Annotated in this window: 24 protein-coding genes; 18 read left to right on the forward strand and 6 right to left on the reverse strand. The window is 51.4% G+C overall.

What is annotated here, in order from left to right:
- The first annotated feature begins 160 nt into the window (after positions 1-160).
- The 12 genes from MWU63_RS08590 to MWU63_RS08645 all read left to right on the forward strand — a co-directional run bounded on the left by MWU63_RS08590 (position 161) and on the right by MWU63_RS08645 (position 13,729).
- Positions 161-664 carry a GNAT family N-acetyltransferase gene (locus MWU63_RS08590; RefSeq protein ID WP_213887735.1) on the forward strand — a complete coding sequence of 168 codons (504 nt, stop codon included), beginning with the start codon at positions 161-163 and terminating at the stop codon, positions 662-664.
- A 303-nt stretch (positions 665-967) separates the two neighbouring features.
- Complete coding sequence (locus tag MWU63_RS08595; RefSeq protein WP_213887783.1) at positions 968-1,165, forward strand: hypothetical protein; 198 nt, start codon at positions 968-970, stop codon at positions 1,163-1,165.
- A gap of 928 nt (positions 1,166-2,093) precedes the next feature.
- Complete coding sequence (locus tag MWU63_RS08600) at positions 2,094-2,594, forward strand: hypothetical protein (protein WP_213887734.1); 501 nt, start codon at positions 2,094-2,096, stop codon at positions 2,592-2,594.
- A complete protein-coding gene (locus MWU63_RS08605; protein ID WP_213887782.1) occupies positions 2,591-4,810 on the forward strand; it encodes a NosR/NirI family protein in 2,220 nt (739 codons plus the stop codon). Before MWU63_RS08600 ends, MWU63_RS08605 begins: the two co-directional genes overlap by 4 nt.
- Position 4,811: 1 nt before the next feature.
- Positions 4,812-6,716, forward strand: a complete 1,905-nt coding sequence (gene nosZ / locus MWU63_RS08610) for a TAT-dependent nitrous-oxide reductase (RefSeq protein ID WP_213887733.1) — start codon at positions 4,812-4,814, stop codon at positions 6,714-6,716.
- A 12-nt stretch (positions 6,717-6,728) separates the two neighbouring features.
- Positions 6,729-7,988, forward strand: a complete 1,260-nt coding sequence (locus MWU63_RS08615; protein ID WP_213887732.1) for a nitrous oxide reductase family maturation protein NosD — start codon at positions 6,729-6,731, stop codon at positions 7,986-7,988.
- Positions 7,985-8,884 (forward strand): ABC transporter ATP-binding protein, encoded by a 900-nt coding sequence (locus MWU63_RS08620; RefSeq protein WP_213887731.1) that lies wholly within the window; start codon positions 7,985-7,987, stop codon positions 8,882-8,884. Before MWU63_RS08615 ends, MWU63_RS08620 begins: the two co-directional genes overlap by 4 nt.
- On the forward strand, positions 8,884-9,702 hold the full coding sequence (locus tag MWU63_RS08625) for an ABC transporter permease subunit (protein ID WP_213887730.1): 819 nt from the start codon (positions 8,884-8,886) through the stop codon (positions 9,700-9,702). The genes MWU63_RS08620 and MWU63_RS08625 overlap by 1 nt, the downstream gene beginning before the upstream one ends.
- On the forward strand, positions 9,699-10,235 hold the full coding sequence (locus tag MWU63_RS08630; RefSeq protein WP_213887729.1) for a nitrous oxide reductase accessory protein NosL: 537 nt from the start codon (positions 9,699-9,701) through the stop codon (positions 10,233-10,235). The genes MWU63_RS08625 and MWU63_RS08630 overlap by 4 nt, the downstream gene beginning before the upstream one ends.
- Complete coding sequence (locus tag MWU63_RS08635; RefSeq protein WP_247077582.1) at positions 10,232-11,131, forward strand: FAD:protein FMN transferase; 900 nt, start codon at positions 10,232-10,234, stop codon at positions 11,129-11,131. The genes MWU63_RS08630 and MWU63_RS08635 overlap by 4 nt, the downstream gene beginning before the upstream one ends.
- Before the next feature lie 277 nt (positions 11,132-11,408).
- Positions 11,409-13,094: an amidohydrolase gene (locus MWU63_RS08640; RefSeq protein ID WP_247077585.1), complete on the forward strand. Its 1,686-nt coding sequence runs from the start codon at positions 11,409-11,411 to the stop codon at positions 13,092-13,094.
- Between the two features lie 119 nt (positions 13,095-13,213).
- Positions 13,214-13,729, forward strand: coding sequence for a winged helix DNA-binding protein (locus tag MWU63_RS08645; protein ID WP_213887727.1), 516 nt, complete (start codon positions 13,214-13,216; stop codon positions 13,727-13,729).
- On the opposite strand, the gene MWU63_RS08650 is transcribed toward MWU63_RS08645, so the two are convergent.
- From MWU63_RS08650 to MWU63_RS08660, 3 genes are all read right to left on the reverse strand, one after another.
- Positions 13,726-15,027, reverse strand: coding sequence for a TRAP transporter large permease subunit (locus tag MWU63_RS08650; protein ID WP_213887726.1), 1,302 nt, complete (start codon positions 15,025-15,027; stop codon positions 13,726-13,728). The genes MWU63_RS08645 and MWU63_RS08650 overlap by 4 nt on opposite strands.
- A 3-nt stretch (positions 15,028-15,030) precedes the next feature.
- The gene (locus tag MWU63_RS08655) at positions 15,031-15,555 is read right to left on the reverse strand and encodes a TRAP transporter small permease (RefSeq protein WP_213887725.1); all 525 of its coding nucleotides are present in this window, start codon (positions 15,553-15,555) and stop codon (positions 15,031-15,033) included.
- A 72-nt stretch (positions 15,556-15,627) separates the two neighbouring features.
- The gene (locus MWU63_RS08660; protein ID WP_213887724.1) at positions 15,628-16,593 is read right to left on the reverse strand and encodes a TRAP transporter substrate-binding protein; all 966 of its coding nucleotides are present in this window, start codon (positions 16,591-16,593) and stop codon (positions 15,628-15,630) included.
- 130 nt (positions 16,594-16,723) lie between these two features.
- Between MWU63_RS08660 and MWU63_RS08665 the strand changes: the two genes are divergently transcribed.
- The 5 genes from MWU63_RS08665 (at position 16,724) to MWU63_RS08685 (ending at position 21,884) form a co-directional block, all read left to right on the forward strand.
- The gene (locus MWU63_RS08665) at positions 16,724-17,491 is read left to right on the forward strand and encodes a carboxyltransferase domain-containing protein (protein WP_348646224.1); all 768 of its coding nucleotides are present in this window, start codon (positions 16,724-16,726) and stop codon (positions 17,489-17,491) included.
- Positions 17,488-18,498 (forward strand): biotin-dependent carboxyltransferase family protein, encoded by a 1,011-nt coding sequence (locus tag MWU63_RS08670; RefSeq protein WP_213887722.1) that lies wholly within the window; start codon positions 17,488-17,490, stop codon positions 18,496-18,498. The genes MWU63_RS08665 and MWU63_RS08670 overlap by 4 nt, the downstream gene beginning before the upstream one ends.
- A gap of 14 nt (positions 18,499-18,512) precedes the next feature.
- Positions 18,513-19,292, forward strand: a complete 780-nt coding sequence (locus tag MWU63_RS08675) for a 5-oxoprolinase subunit PxpA (protein WP_213887721.1) — start codon at positions 18,513-18,515, stop codon at positions 19,290-19,292.
- A 360-nt stretch (positions 19,293-19,652) separates the two neighbouring features.
- Positions 19,653-21,587 (forward strand): elongation factor G, encoded by a 1,935-nt coding sequence (locus tag MWU63_RS08680; protein WP_247077588.1) that lies wholly within the window; start codon positions 19,653-19,655, stop codon positions 21,585-21,587.
- Positions 21,588-21,662: 75 nt separating this feature from the next.
- Positions 21,663-21,884, forward strand: coding sequence for a hypothetical protein (locus MWU63_RS08685; RefSeq protein ID WP_213887719.1), 222 nt, complete (start codon positions 21,663-21,665; stop codon positions 21,882-21,884).
- Between the two features lie 44 nt (positions 21,885-21,928).
- On the opposite strand, the gene MWU63_RS08690 is transcribed toward MWU63_RS08685, so the two are convergent.
- Positions 21,929-22,816 (reverse strand): LysR family transcriptional regulator, encoded by an 888-nt coding sequence (locus MWU63_RS08690; protein ID WP_247077590.1) that lies wholly within the window; start codon positions 22,814-22,816, stop codon positions 21,929-21,931.
- A gap of 84 nt (positions 22,817-22,900) precedes the next feature.
- On the opposite strand from MWU63_RS08690, the gene MWU63_RS08695 reads away from it, so the two are divergent.
- A complete protein-coding gene (locus MWU63_RS08695; RefSeq protein WP_213887717.1) occupies positions 22,901-23,524 on the forward strand; it encodes a class I SAM-dependent methyltransferase in 624 nt (207 codons plus the stop codon).
- Positions 23,525-23,686: 162 nt separating this feature from the next.
- On the opposite strand, the gene MWU63_RS08700 is transcribed toward MWU63_RS08695, so the two are convergent.
- On the reverse strand, positions 23,687-24,181 hold the full coding sequence (locus MWU63_RS08700; protein ID WP_213887716.1) for a fasciclin domain-containing protein: 495 nt from the start codon (positions 24,179-24,181) through the stop codon (positions 23,687-23,689).
- Positions 24,182-24,377: 196 nt separating this feature from the next.
- Entirely contained in the window at positions 24,378-25,175 is a 798-nt protein-coding gene (locus tag MWU63_RS08705; protein WP_213887715.1) for an ion transporter, read from the reverse strand.
- Positions 25,176-25,201 lie beyond the last annotated feature (26 nt).

A 25,201-nucleotide genomic window follows, 5' to 3' on the forward strand; every position in this document is an offset into this window, starting at 1 on the left:
TTGTCCGTGTAAAACGTCCGCGTCCGATATTTCATCTCTAACACTCCATCTTTCCAAAAAGACTAAAGTGTTGCGACCACCCGTTGAAACCGCCAGGCTTTGCAGACATTGAGATCTGGAATAGTCTAAGTTTGTCCTTATTTGTTAAAAAGTCATCGCAATGGAAATTCGCTCAATCGAAAAGCTGGAAAATGAGGCGCAGCTTCGCGATTTGGTTCGTGAATATCTCGATCATGAAATTTCAGAGTTACGGGCGGTCTCAGGGCTCGACCTCAACGTCGATGAACTGGTTTCAAATACCTTTGACCACATCAACGAATACCTTCCTCCGACCGGAGGACTGCATATCTCGATTGACGGCGACGGCCATTTGCAAGGATGCGTATTCCTAAAAGTGATCCGACCAGATGCGTGCGAAATCAAACGCTTGTACGTCAAACCGGCAGCCCGTGGGTTGGGCCTCGGACGAAAGCTGATGGAGAGCATCTTGTCCCACGCAAGAAACTTGAATGCAACGAGCGTTCTTCTCGACACAGGCGTCTACGACACTGCCGCACAAGGTTTGTACCGCAAATTGGGTTTCCGGGAGATCGAAAGCTACCCGGAAGGCGAAAGTGACCCTGAACTGCAGCCTTATTTGCTTTTCATGCAGCTCGATTTTTAGACCCCAGCGTCGATTTATTGGAAAACTAGCACGCGCTATCGGGTTTCGGCAAAGTTGAAAACCCACTAGGAATCCGCTTTATTAATCTACTGCGTTAAATTCCGGTCAGTCCATAGCATCAGGCCATTTCCAACCTACCCACCCAAAGTGGGGCATATCCCGACGATCACTTCTTAGATTCAGGAAACCCACCTTAAACATTAACAAAACATTATTTCGACAACTTTAAAGAGCATATCTTAACAACAATACGTGCGAACGCATGACTATTTGTCGAAACAAATCCCTGCGGAGGGCCAAAAAATGAAGATCAAGTATTTTGAAATGATAACGAATTTTTTCAAGAACGAATCCGGCGCAGTCACTGTTGACTGGGTTGTTCTGACCGCTGCTATCGTTGGCCTCGGTATCGCGATCATGGCTTCGGTCGGCGGCGCGACTGCTGATTTGGGTGACGTGATCTCTGGTAGTCTAGCAACCCAAGGTATCGCCACCTACTAGTCGCCGAGACATAGTTTACCCTGAGCGAGTGAATTTTCGCTCCATTTGCGTATTTCATCAACCTGCATGCGCAACTTGATTTATATCAAGTACAAGATGCGAACTAGCTGCTAGCGATGCATTGGGGTGCTTAGGGTTTTCGATTCCTGTTCGCGCGTTCTTTCGAAAAATGTGTCTTTGACATTTTCTAAGCACCCTACTTAACCTAGCCGAGATTTTTCCGTTAAAATTATCTGCGTGAATTTCCTATATTTCTTTCACCTTGAACGCTGGTTTCTTGAAGTCCTCTTTCATCAAGTGAGCTTTCATTGCCGGTAAGCCAATTGCCTTCAATCCAATGATCGCAGTGTAAATTATGGTCGTTAACGCGAGGTTGTCCAAAATTCACCCAATCTGGATAGCCACATCACCGAGGTGGTTCGAAAGTTGTCTTTCATAAGAGTTTTTGAGTCCAGAGGCTGCTTGAACTGAGTTAGCAACTGACTCATCTGGCTGATTGTATTTTCGGCGTGTTTGCGGATGATACGGTGCGCCCCGGCTGTGCTTCATGCCTTTGTCTCCCAGCCAAAACGGCCCGATCGCCAGAGATGCAACTGGAGCCGTTGTCTCGCAAGCAACAGCATATCTACAACATTCGGCGCAAAACGTGCCAAACGTACTCAGCCGAGGAAAAGATGCGTCATACATATTCGATGGCCCCTCATCGCAGACACACGAGCCGCCAGCGTTCTACGACAGTATCCAGCAAACCCTTCGTTACTTAAACTCTCAAAAAAATCCTCGCTGGCGCTGACGTCAGACATCGTCTTCTTTTACATTCGACAATTAATTTTCGGAATGGCGAATTTACTTGATTTATGTCAAGTGAACTTTTCTTGCGTTGCTTTACCGATGCATTCATCGCCTCAAGGATCAGAGTTTCGTCTTAATGAAAACCAATCGATTAACAACACAAGGCCAGAAACCTGGGGCCAATTTTTTTGGCCAACGGTTTTTTGTCTTTGTCGTACTCGCGGTTTCCATTTTTCTTGGACAGACCTTCTCGGCAATGGCCGGTCGTGACGCAAATAGCACTGCAAACTGGATTGAAATCTGCGGAGATGGCGGATCTTATCTTGTGCAGGTTGACGGTGGGTCTGAAGCGCCTGCACCAGAATGTGCCCATTGTTCCATCTGTCTTGTTCCCGGAACTGATGGGTTTGCACTTCAAACCCCAGAGCTAAATTCAACGAACTTTATCGGCTTTCGTATCGTTCATTTTTCGGACAGCGGCGCAACTGTGCCAGCAGGCTCTGAACACTATTGGTCCTCATGCCGAGGCCCCCCAATCAGAAGCGCAGAATATAAAATGACTCTCACTTCCTCTTTGTTTTTCAGAGAGATCAATGAAAAGGTCACACGTATCACATGGGTGTCACCATGGGTATGAAGCTGACCAACTCATCCCAATTTTCGAAGTTAATACGTCTCTTTGCAATCCTCCATATTGCAATACTGGGTTTCATTAGCGCAGCGCAGGCACAGACGGCTCCGGTCCTAGAAAGGTTTCTAGGCGAATTACCTGCAAGCGAATTTGTCGAGGGTGCGACAGCCTATGGAGCCATGCTGGAGAACATTCCAGCAGTTCCGATCTTGAATGGCCACGAAACTCTCGGCCATGCCTTCATTACTTCTGATTTTGTAAGCACAACGGGATACTCGGGCAAACCAATCCATGTAATGGTCGCAATTGGGCCTGACGGAAAACTGTTACGCGCCGAGTTGGTAAAGCACTCTGAACCCATCGTTCTTATCGGAATTCCAGATCGCAAAATCAGAGCCCTGACCGCCAGCTATTCCGGGCTCGACATTATAGCCGAAGCCGCTGCCGGCGGCTCGGGGCATGATCTGGATATTATCTCTGGGGCGACGGTGACAATCATGATCATCGACGACTCGATCGTTCGCTCCAGTATCAAGGTCGCACGTGCACTTGGGCTCGGGGGGTTGGCAAGCAACACCGAGGGTGCTGGACCAACACATGTTCTGAACATGGATGAAAACAGCACCAGTGACTGGTCCACAATGTCCGGAGACGGAACCGTCCGGCGGATGACGCTGGATATAGGTCAGATCAACAGCGCTTTTGAAGCCACTGGCGATCCGCGTGTTCTAAAGCACATTGAGCCAGGCGAAGACGGTGACATTTACATCGACATGTATGCCGCGTTGGTTTCTGCGCCTTCAATTGGCCGCAGCCTGATGGGCGAAGCAGAGTACGGTAACCTTGTCGAGTGGCTTGAAGATGGTGAGCAGGCTATTCTGCTGGCCGGTCGCGGGGCATTTTCATACAAAGGGTCTGGCTATGTCCGCGGGGGCATTTTTGACAGGATACAACTGATACAGGGTGATATTTCTGTACGGTTCCATGATCGACAACAACGCCGTCTTGGCGAACTGGCAGCGTCAGGATCACCAAGTTTCACGGAGCTTGATATCTTTAAAATTCCGGCGGATGCGGGGTTTGATCCAACGAAACCCTGGCGCATTCAACTGCTCGCCCAACGCGTTATTGGACCGGTTGAAAAGACATTTCTGACGTTTGATCTGGGCTACAATATTCCGGAAAAATACCTCACGCCGCTTGCGCCACAAACATCCGCCGTTGTTGTTGAAACAGCAGATGACAAATCCGCCAGGGCCGCCCTGTGGCAACGTATCTGGAACAGCAAAAAAGTGGAAATCGGCATACTGATTGCAATGCTCACTGTCCTGACAGGCGTCTTTTTCTTTCAGAAACAAGCGACCCGGAACGCGCGTAAATTCTACTGGTTCCGTATGGGCTTTTTACTACTGACGCTCGTTTTTCTGGGATGGCACCAGAACGCTCAGCTTTCTGTTGTGAACCTGATGGCGCTTGGTGCTTCGTTGACCAGCGGTTTCAGCTGGGATGCATTCCTGATGGATCCGCTTGTGTTCATTTTGTGGACTTCAGTTGCGGTGACACTCTTGTTCTGGGGACGCGGTGGGTTTTGCGGCTGGTTATGCCCATTCGGCGCCCTGCAGGAAATTTCCAACCAGATCGCCCGGTTCCTCAAGTTCCCGCAGTGGACCTTACCCTGGGGTCTGCACGAACGACTCTGGCCAATCAAATACATGATTTTTCTGGGACTTTTTGGCCTGTCGTTGGTTTCCATTCCGATCGCCGAACAATTCGCAGAAATAGAGCCATTCAAAACTTCGATCATTCTAAAGTTTGCGCGCAGTTGGCCATACGTCTTGTTTGCGGCGGCCATGCTGGGAGCGGGGTTATTTATCGAACGGTTTTACTGTCGCTATCTTTGCCCCCTGGGCGCAGCTTTGGCGATACCGGGCCGCATGCGAATGTTTGACTGGCTGAAGCGCTACAAAGAATGTGGCAACCCCTGCCAGACCTGCGCGCATGAATGCTTTGTTCAGGCGATCCACCCGACGGGTGAGATCAACCCGAATGAGTGCCTGTCCTGCTTGCATTGCCAGGTTCTTTATCAAGACAACACGAAATGCCCCGTTTGCATCAAGTCACTGAAACGACGCGCGAAAGTGGCCGACAGCTCAGCTCAGCTTAGCGAAGTAATGGCCCGCCAAACAAATCACCCTAACTCAATACAAAAGAAGGAAAGTTGATATGTCTGAAGACAATGAAACCAAACATGGAATATCACGGCGTGATGTTCTGACTGGCCCCGCGAAAGGTGCCCTGGTTGCCGGCACAATCATCGCTGCTGGTGGGAGCGCATCCTTGATGGCAACACCTGCGGCGGCTGCCGCTTCTAACGAAATCGCCCCGGGCGAACTTGACGAATACTATGGATTCTGGTCGTCCGGCCAGGCAGGTGAATTGCGCATCTTGGGCGTGCCATCAATGCGCGAACTTATGCGCGTTCCCGTGTTCAACCGTTGCTCAGCCACGGGTTGGGGCAGCACGAATGAATCCAAGAAAATCATGCGCGAAGGCATGATGCCTGAAACCCTGGAGTTTCTCGCAAAACGCGGCATGGACGTCTATGAAAATGGTGACCTCCATCACCCGCACATGTCCTTTACTGACGGCACATATGACGGCCGTTATCTGTTCATGAATGACAAGGCCAACACACGCGTCGCGCGCGTGGACTGTAAGTTCATGAAATGTGACAAGATGATCGAAATTCCAAATGCGTCTGACATTCACGGTCTGCGCCCACAAAAATTCCCGCGCACGGGCTATGTGTTCGCGAATGGCGAGCACCGGGTACCGCTGGTCAACGACGGCACCAACATGGACGACGTGGAAAACTATGTTTCCATCTTTTCCGCCATTGATGGCGACACCATGGAAATCGCCTGGCAGGTCATCGTGACCGGCAACCTTGATAACGTCGATTGCGACTATCAGGGCAAATACGCAATTTCATCCAGCTACAACTCTGAAGGTGCGACTGAACTTGTCGGCATGATGGAAGCAGAGATGGATCATGCAGTTGTGTTTAACATCGAGCGCATTGAGGCTGCGGTCGCTGCGGGTAACTTTGAAGTCTACAATGGTGTGAAAGTTCTGGATGGGCGCAAAGGGTCTGACCTGACCGTTTACATTCCGATCCCGAACAGCCCGCATGGCGTCAACTCTTCGCCTGATGGTAAATACGTCATGATCAACGGAAAACTGTCACCAACCGTGTCCGTGATTCAGTATGACAAGCTTCAGGCTGTTTTTGACGGTGCCGAGCCCCGGTCTTGTATCGTTGCAGAACCAGAGCTGGGCCTTGGTCCGCTCCACACGGCGTTCGACGGAAAAGGCATGGCCTACACCACCCTGTTCCTGGATAGTCAGATGGTGAAATGGGACATCGACAAAGCGGTTCGCCTTTATGCTGGTGAAGACGTTGATCCGATCGTTTCAAAAACCGATGTGATGTATCAACCCGGGCACAACCACAGCTCTATGGGTGAAACCAAGGAAGCTGACGGCAAATGGCTTGTGTCGCTGAACAAGTTTTCGAAAGACCGCTATCTGAACGTTGGACCGCTAAAGCCCGAAAACGAGCAGTTGATCGATATTTCAGGCGATGTTCCAGCAGTTGTTCACGACAGTCCGACTTTTGCTGAGCCGCACGACTGTATCATCGTTCACCGTTCCAAAGTGACACCGGATTCCATCTGGAGCCGCGACAACCCAATGTGGGATGACGCGCGCAAACAGGCAGAAGCCGATGGTGTCGTGCTTGAAGATGGTCACGACGAGGTTATCCGTGACGGGAACAAAGTGCGGGTTTATATGTACTCTGCCGCTCCAACGTTCTCGATGGAACAATTCACGGTTAAGCAAGGCGATGAAGTCACAATCTACATCACCAACATTGATGATGTGGACGACCTGACCCACGGGTTTACACTGGGCAACCATGGTATCTGCTTTGAAGTTGGGCCACAGGCAACAGCGTCTGTTACCTTTACTGCTGATCGTCCGGGTGTTCACTGGTACTATTGTCAGTGGTTCTGCCACGCGCTCCATATGGAGATGCGCGGCCGGATGCTGGTTGAACCAGCGTAAGGAGCCTTATCAATGTTGCGCTATCTGTTCTTGCTAATTGTTTTGGGCTTCTCGGTATCCCCTACCGGAGCAGCCGAAATAATTGTGCCTGCAACAGAGGGCGCACTTGTCGAAGCCATAAAATCGGCGCAGGCGGGGGACATTCTTCGACTGCGTCCGGGCACCTACAAAGGCCCGATTAAAATTGATCTGCCTCTGACGATAGAGGGCACTAACACAATAATTGATGGTGGCGAACTTGGCTCGGTAGTAACGGTGAATGCACCTAATGTAACATTACGCGGGTTGAAAATTATTGGCTCAGGCTCCGGCGGGGACGGGCTTGATGCTGGCATTACCCTAACAAAACTGGCTGATGACGCGGTGATTGAGGGCAATCACCTTATTGGAAATCTGGTTGGCATCGACCTGCACGGGCCAAAGAACGTGCTTGCATCCGGTAATATCATTGAAGGACGGCAAGACCGGCGGATGAACGACCGTGGCAATGGCGTCTATGTCTGGAATGCACCCGGCGCACGGGTCATCGGCAATGATATCCGCTGGGGTCGCGATGGTATTTTTGTGAACACTTCACGCGACAATGAATTTACCGGTAACCGTTTTCGTGACCTGCGGTTTGCTGTTCACTACATGTATGCAAATGACAGTCTGGTTTCCGGAAACATCTCGCAAGGCAACCATTTGGGCTACGCAATCATGTATTCCAACAACGTACGGATTGAGGGAAACCTGTCTAGCGGGGATCGTGATCACGGTATTATGATGAACTACACCAATAAAAGCACCATAATCGGCAATCAAATTGAAGCGGGTGGTGAGAAATGTGTGTTTATCTACAACGCGCACAGAAACAGCTTTCAGGGCAACAGTTTTGAATCCTGCGAAATTGGTATTCATTTCACCGCAGGTTCAGAGCGCAACGAAATTTTTGGCAATGCCTTCATCGGCAATCGCACACAGGTGAAATACGTGGGATCAACCTGGATCGAATGGAGCGCTGACGGGCGCGGAAACTACTGGTCCGATCACGCAGCTTTTGATCTGGACGGCAACGGAATTGCAGATTCCGCCTATCGCCCCAATGACATTATGGATCGTATTCTCTGGACGCAACCAGCCGCGAAATCCTTGTTAGGATCACCCGCAGTTCAACTGATCCGCTGGTCGCAATCCACCTTTCCCGCAACGTTGCCCGGTGGCGTCATTGATCGCGCCCCTCTTATGGCTGCTCCCCGCCCTGAACTTCCAACTTGGGAAGATATCCAATGACCACTTTAGCAGTTGAAAACGTCAGTAAAAATTATGGTACACTGGAAACCGTTTCCAATGTCAGTCTGAGCATTGAGGCGGGCGAACGTGTTGCTCTGCTGGGTCATAACGGGGCTGGCAAAACCACGCTTTTACGGATGATCCTCGGGCTGACCCCTGTTGTTTCCGGTACGATAAAGGTTTTGGGTTCCAACCCTGGCTCTCGCCATTCGCGCGCGTCAATCGGGTTTCTGCCCGAAAGCGTTGCCTTTCACGGTGCCCTTACAGGTCGCGAACAGCTACGCCATTTTGCACGACTGAAATCAGTTCCCGTACATGTTGCTGATGATCTGCTTGATCGTGTCGGGCTTTCAAATGCGGCAGACAGGAAAATCCGCACGTATTCCAAAGGCATGCGGCAGAGGATTGGTCTGGCGCAAGCTTTGCTTGGGCAACCGAAGCTTGCGCTGCTGGATGAACCGACAAGTGGTCTTGATCCGATCTCTCGGCATGAATTTTACGATATCGTTGAAGAGCTGGCACAATCAGGAACTGCGGTTTTGCTGTCTTCCCATGCGTTGACCGAACTTGAAACACGCACTGACAGAATTGCGATCATGAGCCAGGGCAAGTTGGTGGCGGACAACAGCCTTGTCCGTTTGCGCCAAAATGCAGGTTTACCGATCAGGGTAAATGTCACAACAACCGCCGAAAACGTTGATGTCGTCGCCGAAAGACTCGGCGGAGAACGTATTAATGGTTGCTCAATCTTACTGACCTGTCAGCAAGACGAGAAGATCTCCAAGCTAAGTCAGATCACGGCGTTCGGTGAAATAATCAAAGATGTCGACGTAACGCCCGGAACCCTTGAAGAGCTTTACCGCCACTACAGCGTCACTGAATCGGAGGGTAAGTAATGTCCGTATTCGCAATTGCACGGCTCGAACTTCTGATTGCACGACGCAACATGTGGGTTGCGACCTCAGTCATTTTGATGAGCTTGTTCACGATTGTCCTGACACTTGCAGGGGGTGCGCCAACAGGCACCTTGGGGGTTGATCCGCTGATCGTTGCCGTAAGCTCGATCACCACGCTTTCGGTTTATCTCGTACCTCTGATTGGCTTACTTCTGTCTTTTGATGCTATCGCTGGTGAGACCGAGCGCGGAACCTTAGCGCTTAGCCTGACATATCCGCTCTCACGTGCCGAAATCTTGATCGGCAAGTTTCTTGCGCATTTTACCGTACTCGCCTTCGCGGTCGCAGTCGGGTTGGCGCTGACAGCGACGCTCACGGCTTGGCAACACGGTGCTGCGAACCTTTCCTTCGCACCATTGTTGCGCCTTTTCTTCACCTCGCTCGCACTTGGGTCAGCCTTTCTCGGAATGGGGTACACAGTGTCAAGTTTGGTTCGTCAGCCCAGCGTTGCGTCCGGTATTGTGATCGTTATCTGGCTGGTGTGCGTCGTCCTTTACGATATCGGGTTGCTTGGTGCGTTGGTCTCCGACAACGGAGGTTACTTCACAAAAACCGTTTTCCCCTGGCTGTTGGTTGCAAACCCCGCAGACGCTTTCCGGCTGATCAACATGCCCGATACCTCTGTAACGGTTCTGACATCGGGGCTAAGCGCCGCCGGGTCAGTGTCTGGAATTAATGGACAATTGGCTTCGCTTTTCGGCTGGCCGTTACTTGCTTTGTTTTGTGCCTGGCGCGCACTTCGGAAGGTTGAACCATGAGATTAAATTTAGCGGCTTTATTGCTGCTGCCATTCGTGTTTCTTGCTGGCTGCAAAGAGGATATGGCAAATGTCACTGTTCCAGAGCCTCTTGCGCTGACCGAAGAGGCGGCCGGACACTACTGCCAGATGATTATACTTGAGCATCAGGGTCCCAAAGCACAGGTGCATTTGGCCGGTATGTCAGAGCCGCTTTGGTTTAGTCAGGTGCGCGATGGCATTGCCTATTTGAAATCGCCAGAACAATCCGCAGATATTCTTGTTTTGTATGTAAACGACATGGGGGCAGCGCAAAGTTGGCTGGAACCCGGTGCCGACAATTGGATTGATGCAAACACCGCCTATTTTGTTGTCGGGTCTGACGCCATCGGCGGCATGGGCGCACCGGAGATCGCGCCTTTTGCCGAAACGACAAAGGCTGAACAATTCGCGCTGGAACATGGTGGGGAAATCATGCGCCTTAAGGACATTCCGGCAGAGGTTGTTCTTTCACCCATCGAATTCACAACGACATCTTTGGAGCTAAGCGAATGACATCTCGCAGAAGAATACTAAAGATCCTTGCGGGTGCTGCTATTTTACCAGCCTTTGGTGCAGAGGCTGGCGTTAACACACGCCACTGGAAAGGCATCGCACTAGGCGCTGAAGCCCAGATAATACTGGATCACCCAAATGCGGATGCTTTGATTTATCAGGCGGTTCAGGAAATTCGCCGATTGGAAAACATTTTCAGTTTATATCAATCTGCCAGCCAGCTATCGCATCTTAACCGAGATGGAGTTCTGGTGCAGCCGGCCTTTGAAATGGTTGAATTGCTTTCGATTTGCTCTCGGCTGAACGCCCAGACAAAAGGAATATTTGACCCGACCGTTCAAAATTTGTGGTCTCTTTACGCAGAGAGTTATGTATCGGGTTCACAGCCTAGCGATGAACAGCTTTCCATTGCACTTGCTGCGACGGGCTGGGACCTTGTTTCTTCCTCGACCGAGAGAATAGCGTTTGACCGACCCGGTGTCATGCTGACGCTGAATGGTATTGCCCAAGGGTTCATTGCCGATAAAGTTTCTGAATTGTTTAGAAATAATGGTGTTCGGAATTTGCTTGTGAACACAGGTGAGATTGCGGCGCTTGGCACGGCTCCCGATGGCGAAGCGTGGCAGATAAGACTAGGAACACATGATGGGAAACAACTTTCATTGCGAGACGCTGCAATTGCGACGTCACGCCCGCTTGGAACGGTGTTTGATACGAATGGATCAGTTGGACATATACTCGACCCTAGCTCTGGAATTTCGGAGTCTATGTGGTCTGAAGTCAGCGTCATTTCCCGGTCAGCCGCCGAAGCAGACGGGCTTTCCACTGCTTTTTGCCTGATGAGTGAAGCAGATATTTTCGAAGCAAAAGGCGACAACGACGTGTTGCTAACGTGACTATGCGTCATGGTTCACAAGAACTTTGAGTGCCATTAACGCAGACAAACCCGGCCCCAAAACCCCTAAGTTCCGCCAGGTTACAGTAGTATTTTAGATATTACTCGCAAAGGTTTAGAATTTATCCGGCTATCGTTTAGCTCAGAAAATCATTGTCCCGATGGACCAGAGACCGATGACGCGTTAACAATCTAATTGGGCCAATCAGGTCGGGTTACTCAGAAACCACAGCTTACACATTCGATCTGACTCTGCAGAGATCTAGGAGACAAGCGCCGTGAAAACCCACGCCGACATCGTAATCATTAATGCGCGCGCATTAACCATGAACGCCAAATCCCCACGGGCGGCGACGATTGCCATCAAAGGCGACAGGTTTCTTCGGGTTGGCGATTACGATCCATCCGAACTGATTGGACCGAAGACAAAGGTGATCGACGCAAGAAAGAAAACGGTACTCCCCGGGTTTATCGACAGCCACGTTCATCTATTTGGTGGGTCGGGGGAATTGGGCTGCCTCAACCTTTCAGATGTTTCGACCCAACAGGCGCTGACAGAGGCCGCACAAAAAGAAAGCCTGGCGCGGCCAGAGGACCCACTTCTTTACGCTGTCAGCGCGGGGTATCATATCCTTGGGCCAGATACGCTTATTGATCGCCACGCGCTGGATCGCGTCATGCCTGACCGTCCGTTTGCCATGATGGCCGCAGATCATCACACCGTGTGGGCCAACACCAAGGCGCTTGAGCTTGGTGGTATCCTGCATGGAGGCCCGACTGATCCGGGTGCTGAAATCGTCATGGAGGTTGATGGCACCGCATCGGGTCTTTTGCTGGAAACCAGCGCGTTCAGTCACGTGATCAAACACACAGCCCTTGGGGGACGAGATTTTATTGGTTACGTGACCGGGGATGACCCTTTCCCGCCTGCAACACCGGAAGAACGCGAACGCGATAAACAAGCCCTACGTGAAGGGCTGGCATATTGCGCCCAATACGGGATCACATCGCTTCACAACATGGACGGCAACCTCTATCAGATGGAACTGCTTTACGAACTTGAGCAAGAAGGTGACTTGCTTTGCCGTGTTCAGGTCCCCTGCCACCTGCGCAACACGCATCCACTATCAAAGCTGGACGAGGCACTTGAAATGCAGCGCCTCTATCATTCAGACATGCTCTATTCAGGGCGGGTAAAAATGTTCATGGACGGTGTCATAGAAAGTTACACCGCACTGATGGTTGAACCCTACCCGGACAGACCCGAAACATACGGCGACGCAGTGTTTGCAGCCGAAGCCTTTACAGAGGCCGCCATTCGCGCAGATGCCATGGGCCTTCAGATCAGCGTTCATTGCTGCGGCGATGGCGCAGTGCGACGGACACTGGATGGGTATGAAGCCGCGATCAAGGCGAACGGCCAACGTGACAGTCGCCACCGAATTGAACACATCGAGACGATCACTGACGCTGATATACCCAGATTTTCCGAGCTTGGCGTTGTAGCGTCCATGCAACCTTTGCACGCCCCATTTGGCGGCATGTTTCCTGTGATGCCTGAAGGCGTGATATTCAACGAGCGGCAAGTCAGGAATGCATTTGCCTGGAAGACCTTAAGAGAGGCGGATGCGACACTAATTTTCAGTACGGATTGGCCCGTTGTGCCGCTTGATCCGATGTTGACAGTTGCGACTGCCGTCTTTCCCATTCCCCTCGGAAAAAGGTGGCAAGACCAAAGTCAGAGTCTTTTTGAAACGCTTGCCAGCTATACAAGTGGTGGCGCCTACGCAGAATTTGCGGAAGACAAAAAAGGCAGGCTTCAAGAGGGCCTTTTCGCAGATATTGTTATAATGAACGAAGACCTTGAAAGCGCTGATCGCGAAACCATGCTGTCATCCGGCGCCGAACTCACAATTTGCGGCGGGAAAATCACGCACGACTGCGCCGAACAGAGCAGGCAGTAGGCGACCTTCGCTAGCGGCTCAGACGGTTGTGGACCTTGCTTATCTCAGACGTTGGAAACTTTTGCATTTTACATTAATATAGCTTGCAAAACGCTGATAATTCATCATGAAAGTCTGCTATGAAAAATCCAGAACGCCGTCGCATCGTATCCTCACGCCACCTTGCAGAAGGCGAAGGTTGGGAAGCCTCTGAATTCGAATATGGTCTGATCATTGCCTACAATGCCTTCAGCCGTTGGATGCAACGTTGTATGGCAGCCGCAGAGATGCCGGAACTCAGCGCACTGGAAATCTTGGTACTGCACAACGTTAATCATCGCGACCGTGAAAAGCGTCTGACGGACATCTCTTTTCTTCTAAACATCGAAGACACACATACGATCAACTACGCACTACGAAAGCTGCTGAAACTTGAACTGCTCAATTCCGAGAAACGCGGTAAGGAAGTGTTTTATCGTGTTTCCGACAAAGGGCGTGATCTTTGCCAGCTTTACAGACAGATTCGCGAGCAATGCTTGCTTGACGCCCTGCCCCGCGCCGGAATATCCGGCGAGGAACTGAGCGAGCTTGCAACAAATCTACGAACAATGTCTGGCCATTATGACCAGGCAAGCCGCGCTGCGTCTTCCCTCTAATTGCCCATCGCGTTGGGTAACACCGTTACGATTGACGGGAAAATCGTTATCAGAAGGGCCCCCAGCATCAGCAGGAAAAAGAACGGCAAAGCAGCACCAGCAACCCGCAGAATATTGATACCAGTAAGACCCTGAATAACAAAAAGGTTGAATCCAACAGGCGGGGTGATCTGGCTCATCTCAACAACCAGCACCAGATAGATCCCAAACCAAAGCGGGTCGATCCCCGCAGCCTGAACCATTGGTAAAATGATAGACGTCGTCAGAACAACCACTGATATGCCATCCAGAAAGCAACCAAGAACAACGAAAAACACAGTCAAAACAGCAAGCAGCGCATAGGGAGACAGGTTAAATTCGCCGATCCAAGTTGCCAGATTTCGTGGAATACCTGTAAAGCCCATTGCGATAGACAAGAAGGCAGCCCCCATCAGGATAAAGGCAATCATGCAAGATGTTTTTGTTGCCGAAAACAGGGCATCGGTGAATTCGACGCGCCCGAAGCCACCTGTAGACGCAGCCAATAAAGTCGCAAGGACAACACCTATCGCAGCTGCGTCGGTAGGCGATGCAACGCCCGTGTAGATCGAACCTATGACCCCGCCGATTAGCAAAAGTACCGGGATCAGCCGTCGAGACGCCGAAAGCTTTTCGCGAAAGTTTAACTGGCTGTCAACTTTAGGGATCAGTTCGGGGTTCATCACAGCGCGCAAAGCGACATAGCCACCAAACAAAAGTACCAGCATCAGACCGGGCAATATCCCCGCAACGAACAGCCGGGCGATAGACTGCTCTGTCGCAACGCCATAGACAATCAAAATGATCGATGGTGGGATCAACAAACCAAGCGTCGCTGAACCAGCCAAGGTTCCTAAAATCAACTTTTCCGGATACCCCCGTGCTGTGAGCTCCGGTACCGACATCCGGCCAATCGTGGCTGCGGTTGCTGCGGACGATCCTGAGACTGCGGCAAAAATCGCGCACCCCAGAATATTGACATGCAGCAATCGCCCGGGTGCACGCCCAAGCCAAGGTGCAAGACCTGAAAACATATCTTCGCTTAATCGCGACCGTAAAAGGATTTCACCCATAAGGATGAACAGCGGCAAAGCTGCTAGCGGCCAGCTGTGGCTATGTCCCCAGAGCGAGGTTGCCAAAACCAATCCTTCCGGTGCGTTCGAAAACGCAACCAAGGCAACCAGCGCCATGATAAACAGTGATATTGCCACCCATACGCCCATCGCCAAAAGGCTCAAGAGTAAGGTCAGCAGAATTCCAAAAATGACTGGATCAGACATGGTTTACTCCGATCCTTCATCAAGCAGCACTGGCGCGCGTGCCATGATGGCTTCGATTAATGTGTCAATGAGCGCGATGGTAAGAAGTGCCAGCCCTACAACCATCGAAAGCTGCGGTATCCATATTGGGATCGCGACTATTCCGGTCGACATGTCGCCGTAGTGGAAGCTTTCAGCGACAAGTGAACCTGCGAACCAGGTCGCGTAGCCCGTCATGGAAGCACCAAGAAACAGCGCGACGACTTCCAGCATCCATTGAAATTTTTCCGACAGGTTTTGCACAAACAGGTTAACCCGAATGTGACTGCCCTGACGCAACGTGTAGGCAAGCGCCAGAAAAGAAGCAGTCGACAACATGAACCCGGCGAAATCTGCGTAGGATGGAATAGTAAACGATGTGCTGGGCCCGCCCAGCCGTGCCAGAATGTTCAAGCCAACCTGCGCCGATACGATCAAGCAGATGCCGAGAATGGACAAGGCGGCGATGCCACCGGCAAGTTTGTAAAGCTGATCCAGAAACCGTCGCATGACAAACCTTTCGCTGTTGGAGAACTACAGGAAACTACGGCCCCGCAAATATGTGAGGCCGCAGATGAACGCTTAGTTTTGAAAAGAGTCCAGAACGGCCAACGCGTTGTCACTAGCATTGGATTTCCAGTTGTCGAGCATCGTTGCACCTATTCCTTGCAAGCCTTCGACCAGCGCATCTGAGGGTGCCACAACCGTTATGCCATTGTCCGCCATCTCTTGGGTCTTGGCGGCAGCTTCAGCCATCGACATTTCCCAACCACGGGTTTCTGCAGCAGTGGCAGCGTCCATGACTGCGGCCTGCACCTCGGGTGAAAGCCGATCAAAGACCCGGGCGTTCACAACGACGATGTTTTTAGGCAGCCACGCGTCGATCTGGGTGTAGTGAGTCACGAAATCCCATGCTTTTGTGTTTGCCCCGGTAGAGGGTGACGTGATCATCGCCTGTACCTGCCCGGTTGCAAACGCCTGTGGAATGTCTGCTGCTTCAATTTGGACCGGGGCTGCATTTGCCAAGGCCGCTAATTCTTCCAGAGCAGCATTGTAGGCGCGGAACCGTAAACCTGACAGGTCGTCAACTGTTGCGATTTCGCCATTTGTATAAAGGCCCTGTGCCGGCCACGGAACCGAAAACAGCGGTTTCAGCCCTTCGGCAGCCATCAGGTCCTCAATCACAGATTTCTGCGCACCCCAAAGTTTCTCGGCACCTTCGTAGGTGGTTGCAACGAACGGCTGGCTGTCGATGCCATATGCTAAATCTTCGTTTGAAAGACGCGACAGGAAGAATTCGCCGATAGGCACCTGACGCGAGCGAATCGCATTTTTTATTTCAGCATGTGGAAAAAGTGAGCCTGCCGAATGCACGGTGATGGTCAGTTCACCATCCGTAGCTGCGGCAACGTCTTCAGCAAACTGGCGGATGTTGATGGTGTGAAAAGTGCTGTCTCCGTAAGGGGTTGGCATATCCCATGTTTCTGCAAGTACAGGGGTTGCAACAGCGAGGCTTGATAAGAGCACGGCAGTGCGAAGGGTCTTCATATTTTGGGTCTCCCATTGAGACACTGCAATTTATATAAAAGTGATTTGCAGGTCTTTTTTTGTTAAAACGTTGACAATTTGTCATCGTTTTGCCATTAAAGCAAGGAAAATTGTTAGAAAGCTTTAAATTGTGACAAGCCCTGCAACGAATGAAATGGCTTCAAATGCCTTCCCGCGCATTAAAAATGTCGGGCTTTCCGGGGTGTTGGTCAGTTTTTCAGATGTCCTGACGGAAAGCGCTAATCGTGCTGCGCTGGCTTTTCGTGCTGAACTCGAAAAGGCCGCTCCTCCAGGTATCACCGAGACGACAACATCGCTGACGTCAACGTTCGTGGTATATGACCCGGTTCGCCTGCCGCTCAAAGACCTTCGGGCGTATCTTTCAAAGCTGCTCACTCGGGAGAATTGGGAAACAGCAACCCTTCCTGAACGCCGCCGCTTATGGCGCGTTCCTGCTGTGTTTGGTGGTGAATGCGGCCCACAGTTGGAAGAGGCTGCAAATCTGGCCGGGCTAACCCCTGAGCGCGCAATAGAAGAACTCACCTCAACCCGCGTGCGTGTTATGACAATCGGCTTTGCACCCGGACAGCCCTATCTGGGATCTTTACCTGAGAATTGGGATATCCCGCGTCAGTCCGGCTTGACGAAACAAGTCCCGAATGGCGCCATTGCAGTGGCGATCCGTCAACTGGTTCTCTTTACAACTGAAACACCCACTGGGTGGAGACAGGTGGGGCGCACTGCATTCCGTGGGTTCCGACCAGAGAGTGACAGTCCCTTTGCCCTGCGGCCCGGTGACGAGGTGCAATTTGCATCAATCGATGAGGAAACCTACGCCAGCATTCGCGCTAAAGACAAAACAGGCGACGGCGGGTCGGAGTGGGAGTTTCTGCCATGACCGGTGCACTTATCGTTCATCGCAGCGGGCCTTCTGTTACTGTGCAGGATCTGGGGCGTCCTGGAAATATGGTGTTCGGCTTATCACCTGGCGGCGCGGCCGACAGGCACGCGTTCATTGAGGGCACAGTACTGCTAGGACAAAGCTTGGATTGCGCCGCATTGGAAATGGCAGGTTTTGGTGGCGAGTTCGAGGCGACCAGCGATATCCGTATCGCGATGACCGGTGCGCCGATGTTGGCCAGACTGGACGGCCAACGCCTGGTCTGGAACGCCAGCCATACCATGCAGGCGGGTCAACGCCTGACAATTGGCGCCGCTTCTTCAGGGATTTATGGGTATTTGCATATTGGGGGCGGCATCGCCTGCCCCCCCTTTTTGGGGAGCCGGGCAACCCACCTTGCAGGTGGCATTGGTAAACCGCTGTGTCCAAACGAACAACTTCCACTTGGGCCAGATCTGAAGCCCGATTTTGTCGGGCAACTTCTTTCTGTCATTGACCGGTTTTCCGGTGGCACGCTTCGGGTGCTTCCAAGCGTTCAGACGGATCGTTTTTCTGCTGCAACGCGGGCACGGTTTGAGGCGACACGGTTCACCCGGACGCCCCGCGGAAACCGGCAGGGTGCAGAACTACAGTTCGAGGGGGAAGCTTTCGTTTCGGACGCGCAACTTACTATCTTGTCTGAAACGATGGTGGCTGGGGACATTCAGATGACAGGAGCAGGAGAGCCCTTTGTTCTCCTGCCTGAATGTCAGACGACAGGTGGGTATCCAAGGATCGGCACGATTTTACCCGACGATCTGCCGCTTGTGGCGCAGGCGGTGCCCGGTGTCAGCCTGAAGTTCAGATTTGTCACACATGAAGAGGCGCTTGCCCATCATCGCCCAACTGAAACACTACGCGCAGACCTGACTCGCAAATTGCAGCCCTTGTTACGTGATCCCCGCGATATCCGCGATCTGCTTAGCTACCAGTTGGTAAGTGGCGCAATTACGGGCTGGGACTAAACAGGACACGGACCATGACAAAGCACATTGATCTTAACGCAGATATGGGTGAATCCTTTGGCGATTGGGTCATGGGAAACGACCCCGCCCTGCTGGATACAGTGACCTCGGCCAACATAGCCTGTGGTTTTCACGCCGGCGATCCGGACGTGATGGCGAAAACCATGCGCCTCGCGGTAAAGCGAGGTGTTGGCATTGGTGCACACCCGGGCTTCGCAGATCTACAGGGATTTGGGCGGAGGCGTATAAATCTGTCTGCCGAAAACTTGCGCAACATGATCTGCTACCAGCTAGGCGCCGCACAGGCGATGGCACGCGCCGCAGGTGGGCAGATCAGCCATTTCAAGTTGCACGGTGCGTTATCCAACATGGCGTGCGAAGATCCAGAGATCGCACGAGTCTGCTACAAAGCTGCGCAAGAAATTGCGCCAACCATAAAAATAATGGTGCTGGCATCCACCCCAATGCAGGATGTTGCAGAAGAGCTTGGGTGCTACTGGGCCGGAGAGATTTTTGCGGATCGCGCCTACAACGACGATGCGTCACTTGTTGACCGCAGCTTTCCCGGCGCTGTTATTCACGACCCTGAACAGGCGGCAAAGCGCGTGCTAGATATGGTTCAGAGAAATGCAATCATATCCGCAAATGGCAAGCATATCGCCGCACAAATCGACACAATCTGCATGCACGGTGACACTCCTAATTCCATCAAAATTGCAAAGGCTGTGAAGTCCACTCTCCTCAGGAATGAAATAGCCGTCCGCTCGCTTGCCACTGCATCGTACAAATTCTAAAGGAGTTTGTTGCTGCTTAAGTCTCGTTCACTTCGCGAATTGCCAGGTCGTGACATGGTGTTGCGACCAATAAAACATATGCGCCACATAATATTTCTCGCTTTGCAAGGGTATTCACGGGATTGGTTTTTGGACCTTGGACATGCCTATGGGCTTGACTGATGGCCTGCTTATTGTGAACACTGAAATGACCGCCGCATCAAGCAGACCGATCATTTCCTGAATATCGAGCCTGCAATATGCAAAGAGGCAGGCGGACTAAGACAAGAATGAGAGTACGAGCGCCCAGCGCTTCGTTGCCCTTTTTGGTCGTGCAGCACAACGATTTTGACGCGCGATATCAGAGGGAGGCAACCAATCATGCGGGTTATTTCAGTTCTGGGGCCGCCGCATTCGGGTAAGACAACGCTCGTTAAAGCACTCAGCGGTCTTGAGGGACCATCAGTTCAATTTAAAGTGTCTGAAACAGTCTCCCTTCGGTCATTCAAATACTTGGAGGAGCCCTGGTGCGCGATTGATATAGCAGGTGGCCCAGATGAGCTGGCACGCACCGGACCGGCGCTGGCTGCAAGTGATGCTGCAGTTCTTTGTATACCGCCAGATCCTGAGGCTGCAGTATTATCGGCCCCCTATCTGCGCCTGATCGAAGAAGCGGGCATTCCTTGTTTTTTGTTTGTGAACCGAATGGACACGGCGACAGACCGGCTTCGGGACATCGTTTCTGCCATCCAATCCTACAGCAATCACAACATCCTTCTTAGGCAGGTCCCTATCCGTGAAGACGGAGAAGTTATTGGGACCGTCGATCTGATCTCGGAACGCGCCTGGAAATATCACGACGACGCGCCTTCTGATCTGATCGAGATTCCAGACAAGGTCATCAACCGGGAACAGGAAGAACGTACGAAATTATTGGAAACACTGGCAGACTTCGACATCGAGCTTCTTGAGCAGTTGATCGAAGACAAGCGGCCCGCAACCGATGAGGTTTTCGATCTTACAGCCCGGGTCATGGAACAAAACGATCTTTGCCCCGCTTTCTTTGGCGTTGCAAACCACGGCAATGGCGTAAGGCGTCTGATGAAATCCCTGCGCCATGAGGTTCCACATTTTGAATCCGCCAAGGCCCGCCTTACAGAAAACGCTGAAGTTCAGGCTGTCGGGTTTCTTGCAGATGTTAAAAAGCACATCGGAAAGCTCGTTGTTATACGCGCATTAGGAACAGAGGTTAGTCAGGGAAAGCCCCTTGGTGGTGATACACTAGGAGGTATTACCGACCTCGACCCACGAATTTTCATTGGCAAACTGGAACCAGGGCAGGTTGGGCTTGCGTTAAAATCAGACCATCTGGTCCCAAACAAGATTTATACCACCACCGATCAACAACCACTTCCTGAATGGGCACGAAGCCGTCCACCAAGCTATCGACATATCGTCTTGCCCACCAAAGAGCGCGATGATGTCAGGCTTTCAAACGCACTTTCACGTCTGGCCGAGATTGATCCGGGTCTCAGGCTGGAACAGGATGCCTCTACCGGCAAGTTGATTGTGGCTGTTCAGGGGCCCCTACACGCACGGCAGTTGAATGAAAAGCTCTTCGGGGACTTTGGCATCAAGATTGAGGAAGAGCCCGTACTGCCGGACTATCGCGAAACGATTTCAAAGCCCTTCGAATGCCACCACCGCCACCGCAAACAATCGGGCGGAGCGGGTCAATTCGCAGATGTGCATATCGATGTGAAACCGCTAAGCCGTGGGGCTGGGTTTCAGTTTGAAGAGACTGTGAAAGGCGGAGCCGTTCCCCGAAACTATATCCCTTCGGTTGCCGCTGGCGCAGAAGACGCGTTGCAAACTGGGCCAAACGGTTTTCAGGTTGTTGACCTTTGCGTGACATTGAGAGACGGAAAGCACCATTCCGTTGACAGTTCAGACCACGCGTTCCGCACCGCTGGCAAAAATGCCGTCCGCGAGGCATTACAGAGCGCTGGAACTAAGGTGCTTCAGCCCATTATGCGCGTCGATATTCACGTTCCCTCGATCTTTGCGGGTGGTCTTGCACCAACGATCAGCAGCCTGCACGGTCAGGTGCTTGGCTTTGAGAGCAATCCCAACGCTAAGGGTTGGGAGATATTCAGCGCGCTTCTGCCCGCGTCGGCCCACGAGGGGCTGTTCCGCGCGTTGGCAAGCGCAACAAAGGGAACCGCCTGGGCCGAAACCGGGTTTGACCACTACGAGGAAATTTCAGCAGATAAGATAGAAGGGTCTCATACGCAAAAGGGAAGTATGCTCGCATAAGTCTGTAATGCCTCTGTTCCCAAATACCAATCGGAGGGAAACCTCGTAACGCACTTGGGAAAGAGGGAGTTTGTCATGGAAATCAATGTATCGGGTGCCGATATCCGTGCAGCTCTGGATTTGCTGAGGTTTGCTGCCTCTCGCTCGGTTGCGATTCAGGACAGCTCGAACCAAGGAGATACACAGCAAGCCGAAGTGCTGTTGACCGCGTTGATTGACCAACTCGCAGACGCCGAGCGGGTTGTTGCAAGAGCGGATGAAGGACTGGAGCGGTTGATGATCGCAGCGCGGTCCTAACTGCTTTCACGTCTCGAAGTTCAGGCTGACAACAGTTGTACTTCTCAGTTTCGAAACGCATCTGCCAAAAGGTCAAAGACCAAACGGATACGGCGGCTTGTATGTAGCTCGCGATGAGTAACGAGCCAGATGGGCACAGGTATCGGTACAAGGTCGGGTAAAACCAGTTCAATATCCGGCGTCATCTCCGCAACCTCCCGAACCATCACACCAATTCCCAACCCATGCTTCACCATCTCCCAGGTTGCCACCCCGCTGTTGGAAACCAGTTTAAAATTTTCATTTGTCAGCGAAAGCCCGAGCTCGTTTAGCCCAGAAATCAATCGGTCGGATGTTTCGAACCCAATAAAAACAACGTTCTTCAGATCATCGGCAGAAGACGGCCGCCCCTGTTCATCAAGGAATTTAGTCGAAGCATAGAGATGTGCAGTTGTCTCTCGTACCAATTTGGCAATCAGGTCAGGTTGTTCCGGGCGGATGTGGCGGATTGCAATGTCGGCCTCGCGCTGTTGTAAATCACGGACGGTATTGGAGGCGACAATCTCTACCGTTAATCCCGGCGCGACCTGACGAAGCTTTTTTAGAACAGGTGGCAAGAAATAGGCAGACATTGCATCACTCGCTGTTAAACGAACGTTCCCTTCAATCGTCTGAGATTGGCCGGACGCGGTCAGAGAGATTCGACTGGCTGCATCACCCATCGCCCTGACATGTTCCAACAGCTCAAGGCCCGATTGTGTGAGCGACAATGACCGGCCAACACGTTCAAACAAAACCACGCCAAGCTTTTCTTCAAGTGCTGCAACTTGGCGGCCAAGCGTAGGTTGGGTCTGTGCAAGGACGCGCGCTGCAGCCGACAATGATCCTTCCTCGGCCGTTGCGAGAAACGCGCGCACATGGTTCCAGTCAAATGAAACAGCCTGCCAATTCATGCATATTTGTATATAACAAATGCAGTTTTTCGCAATTCAATTAAAGTAAATGCATATTTAGATGGGCGGCATAGGAGTACTGTCATGAGTAAAGAAGCGCGGTTCTGGGATAAAGTGGCCAAAAAATATGCCAAAAGCCCGATCAAAAACGTTGAAGCCTACAATCAAACAATGGAACGCACCAAGGCGCATCTGACAAAAGTAGATGCAGTGCTTGAGGTTGGATGCGGTACAGGGTCCACCGCGCTATTGCTGGCACATTCTGCCAAGCAGATCACCGCCAGCGACATCTCTGGCACAATGATTAAAATCGCAACGCAAAAGGCAACTGAACAGCAGATTGAGAATGTGAGTTTTGTACGCTCTTCGGCGTTGAATGAAGCGATGGAACCAGAGTCATTTGATGTGGTTCTCGCCTTCAATCTTTTGCATTTGCTCGAAGATCTGCCTACGACTGTTCACAGGATGAACACCTTGTTGAAAACAGGCGGAATCTTCATTTCAAAAACGGTCTGTCTGGCAGAAAAGGGTTGGCATATACGGGTCATCATCCGGCTGATGCGGATTTTTGGTTTCGCACCCTATGTTGGTTTTCTTAAAGCGAAAGAGCTTGAAAACCTCATAGCGCGCGAAGGGTTCGAGGTTTTGGAAACTGGGTCATACCCAGCATCACCACCAAGTCGATTTATCGTGGCAAGAAAGAAGTGAATCCTTTGGTTCCATACACCTAAATTGTCGTCAGGTAGATTTCTTATACGTTGTTTCCCGTTTTCTTTGCTATCAGTGCGAGGCGTTGATTGTTGGCTGGCTTTTAATCAACGCGCAGCACAGTGTTGCCGCTGCAAGCCGGGTTGCAGCGGCGAAAGATCGTTACTTAGGGAGCAAAACCGTATCAACAACGTGGATCACTCCGTTCGTCGCCATGATGTCCGCCGCAGTCACATTAGCGTTGTTAACTTTAACGCCATGCGTCGCGTTGATGTGAACGGTCTGGCCTTGCACGGTTGCCACATCCAGTTTGTTGCCAGCCAGCTGATCAGAAGTAACAGCACCCGGAACAACATGATATGTCAGAATGCTGACAAGCTGGTCTCGGTTTTCGGGTTTCAGCAGCGTATCAACTGTTCCTGCTGGAAGCGCTGCGAATGCTTCATTCGTCGGCGCAAACACTGTGAAGGGTCCGTCGCTTTTAAGAGTGTCAACAAGACCTGCAGCCTGAACAGCAGCAACAAGTGTTGAAAAATCATCATTGGATGCTGCGATATCGACGATATCATCGCCATCATCGATCATTGGTGCGCAAGCGGTAATCAAAGCTGCGGCACCTGCGAACAAGGTGGCTTTCAAGGCAAAACGTCGGTTCATATCTGGGTCCCCTATAAATTTTGATGCTCCCCAGTATTGGGAAGTACTTTAACTACGAAACACCGACTTTAGTGGATCATTTATTCTCGCAAATATTTGCGAGCTTAGCCGCTTAGGAAATATATGAAGCCTGAACTTTCTTTGCCAAAATCTACATAGACCCTTGTTAGAAAAGGAATTTCCAACCTTTTCTCTCTCATTTACCTAAGCTTCGATCCGCCCTGGATAGTTTTGAAAGAGCATCTTCAATCTTTGTCAACCGTACCAAAACCTCGTCCCGGTGATGGGTGGTTTCATCCACAGCACTACGGTTGCTCACGTCTTGCATGGAGTTGACAATGAGGCCGACCAAAAGGTTTACGATCGAAAAAGTCGTTATCAAAATAAACGGAACAAAAAACACCCAAGCATAGGGCTGTACCGCCATAACGGGCCTTACAATACCCATCGACCAACTTTCCAATGTCATAATCTGGAAAAGTGAGTAGGCCGATGCGCCAAGCGTACCAAAAAACTCGGGCTTTGCTATCCCGAACAGCTTGGTCGCCATCACTGCACTTATGTAAAATATCATGCTCATCAGGATCACCACAGACCCCATACCCGGCAATGCAGCAACAAAACCTTCCACGACTTTACGCAAACTGGGTGAAACTGAAATGACACGCAGTAGCCGTAGAATGCGAAGGGCGCGTAGAACAGTGAACCCCTGCCCCACAGGTACAAGTGAGACTACCACAATTGCCAGATCAAAAAGATTCCAACCGCTTTTGGCAAAACTCAACCTGTAGGCCGCTAGTTTAAGGGCAATTTCGACCGTAAAAATCGTCAGACAAAGATTATCAAGAAAAAGTATCGCCGGGCCGAAGTGGCCCATTATTGTTTGCGATGTCTCCATCCCAAGCAAAACGGCATTGAACAGTATCACCCCGAGAATGAAACGAGTCGTGCTTTTTGCTTCAAGAAAGCGTCGCAATCTTTCCGTGTTGATCATGTTCAAGTGCTTCGCTTTGCTGTCAG

The sequence above is a fragment of the Pseudohalocynthiibacter sp. F2068 genome, from assembly GCF_023015645.1.
Classification (GTDB): Bacteria; Pseudomonadota; Alphaproteobacteria; order Rhodobacterales; family Rhodobacteraceae; genus Pseudohalocynthiibacter; species Pseudohalocynthiibacter aestuariivivens.

Bases quoted from the DNA above. Each gene is read 5' to 3' on its own strand.
- MWU63_RS08590 (WP_213887735.1), top strand. From the start codon at position 161: ATGGAAATTCGCTCAATCGAAAAGCTGGAAAATGAGGCGCAGCTTCGC.
- MWU63_RS08595 (WP_213887783.1), top strand. From the start codon at position 968: ATGAAGATCAAGTATTTTGAAATGATAACGAATTTTTTCAAGAACGAA.
- MWU63_RS08600 (WP_213887734.1), top strand. From the start codon at position 2,094: ATGAAAACCAATCGATTAACAACACAAGGCCAGAAACCTGGGGCCAAT.
- MWU63_RS08605 (WP_213887782.1), top strand. From the start codon at position 2,591: ATGAAGCTGACCAACTCATCCCAATTTTCGAAGTTAATACGTCTCTTT.
- nosZ (WP_213887733.1), top strand. From the start codon at position 4,812: ATGTCTGAAGACAATGAAACCAAACATGGAATATCACGGCGTGATGTT.
- MWU63_RS08615 (WP_213887732.1), top strand. From the start codon at position 6,729: ATGTTGCGCTATCTGTTCTTGCTAATTGTTTTGGGCTTCTCGGTATCC.
- MWU63_RS08620 (WP_213887731.1), top strand. From the start codon at position 7,985: ATGACCACTTTAGCAGTTGAAAACGTCAGTAAAAATTATGGTACACTG.
- MWU63_RS08625 (WP_213887730.1), top strand. From the start codon at position 8,884: ATGTCCGTATTCGCAATTGCACGGCTCGAACTTCTGATTGCACGACGC.
- MWU63_RS08630 (WP_213887729.1), top strand. From the start codon at position 9,699: ATGAGATTAAATTTAGCGGCTTTATTGCTGCTGCCATTCGTGTTTCTT.
- MWU63_RS08635 (WP_247077582.1), top strand. From the start codon at position 10,232: ATGACATCTCGCAGAAGAATACTAAAGATCCTTGCGGGTGCTGCTATT.
- MWU63_RS08645 (WP_213887727.1), top strand. From the start codon at position 13,214: ATGAAAAATCCAGAACGCCGTCGCATCGTATCCTCACGCCACCTTGCA.
- MWU63_RS08650 (WP_213887726.1), bottom strand. From the start codon at position 15,027: ATGTCTGATCCAGTCATTTTTGGAATTCTGCTGACCTTACTCTTGAGC.
- MWU63_RS08655 (WP_213887725.1), bottom strand. From the start codon at position 15,555: ATGCGACGGTTTCTGGATCAGCTTTACAAACTTGCCGGTGGCATCGCC.
- MWU63_RS08660 (WP_213887724.1), bottom strand. From the start codon at position 16,593: ATGAAGACCCTTCGCACTGCCGTGCTCTTATCAAGCCTCGCTGTTGCA.
- MWU63_RS08670 (WP_213887722.1), top strand. From the start codon at position 17,488: ATGACCGGTGCACTTATCGTTCATCGCAGCGGGCCTTCTGTTACTGTG.
- MWU63_RS08675 (WP_213887721.1), top strand. From the start codon at position 18,513: ATGACAAAGCACATTGATCTTAACGCAGATATGGGTGAATCCTTTGGC.
- MWU63_RS08680 (WP_247077588.1), top strand. From the start codon at position 19,653: ATGCGGGTTATTTCAGTTCTGGGGCCGCCGCATTCGGGTAAGACAACG.
- MWU63_RS08685 (WP_213887719.1), top strand. From the start codon at position 21,663: ATGGAAATCAATGTATCGGGTGCCGATATCCGTGCAGCTCTGGATTTG.
- MWU63_RS08690 (WP_247077590.1), bottom strand. From the start codon at position 22,816: ATGAATTGGCAGGCTGTTTCATTTGACTGGAACCATGTGCGCGCGTTT.
- MWU63_RS08695 (WP_213887717.1), top strand. From the start codon at position 22,901: ATGAGTAAAGAAGCGCGGTTCTGGGATAAAGTGGCCAAAAAATATGCC.
- MWU63_RS08700 (WP_213887716.1), bottom strand. From the start codon at position 24,181: ATGAACCGACGTTTTGCCTTGAAAGCCACCTTGTTCGCAGGTGCCGCA.
- MWU63_RS08705 (WP_213887715.1), bottom strand. From the start codon at position 25,175: ATGATCAACACGGAAAGATTGCGACGCTTTCTTGAAGCAAAAAGCACG.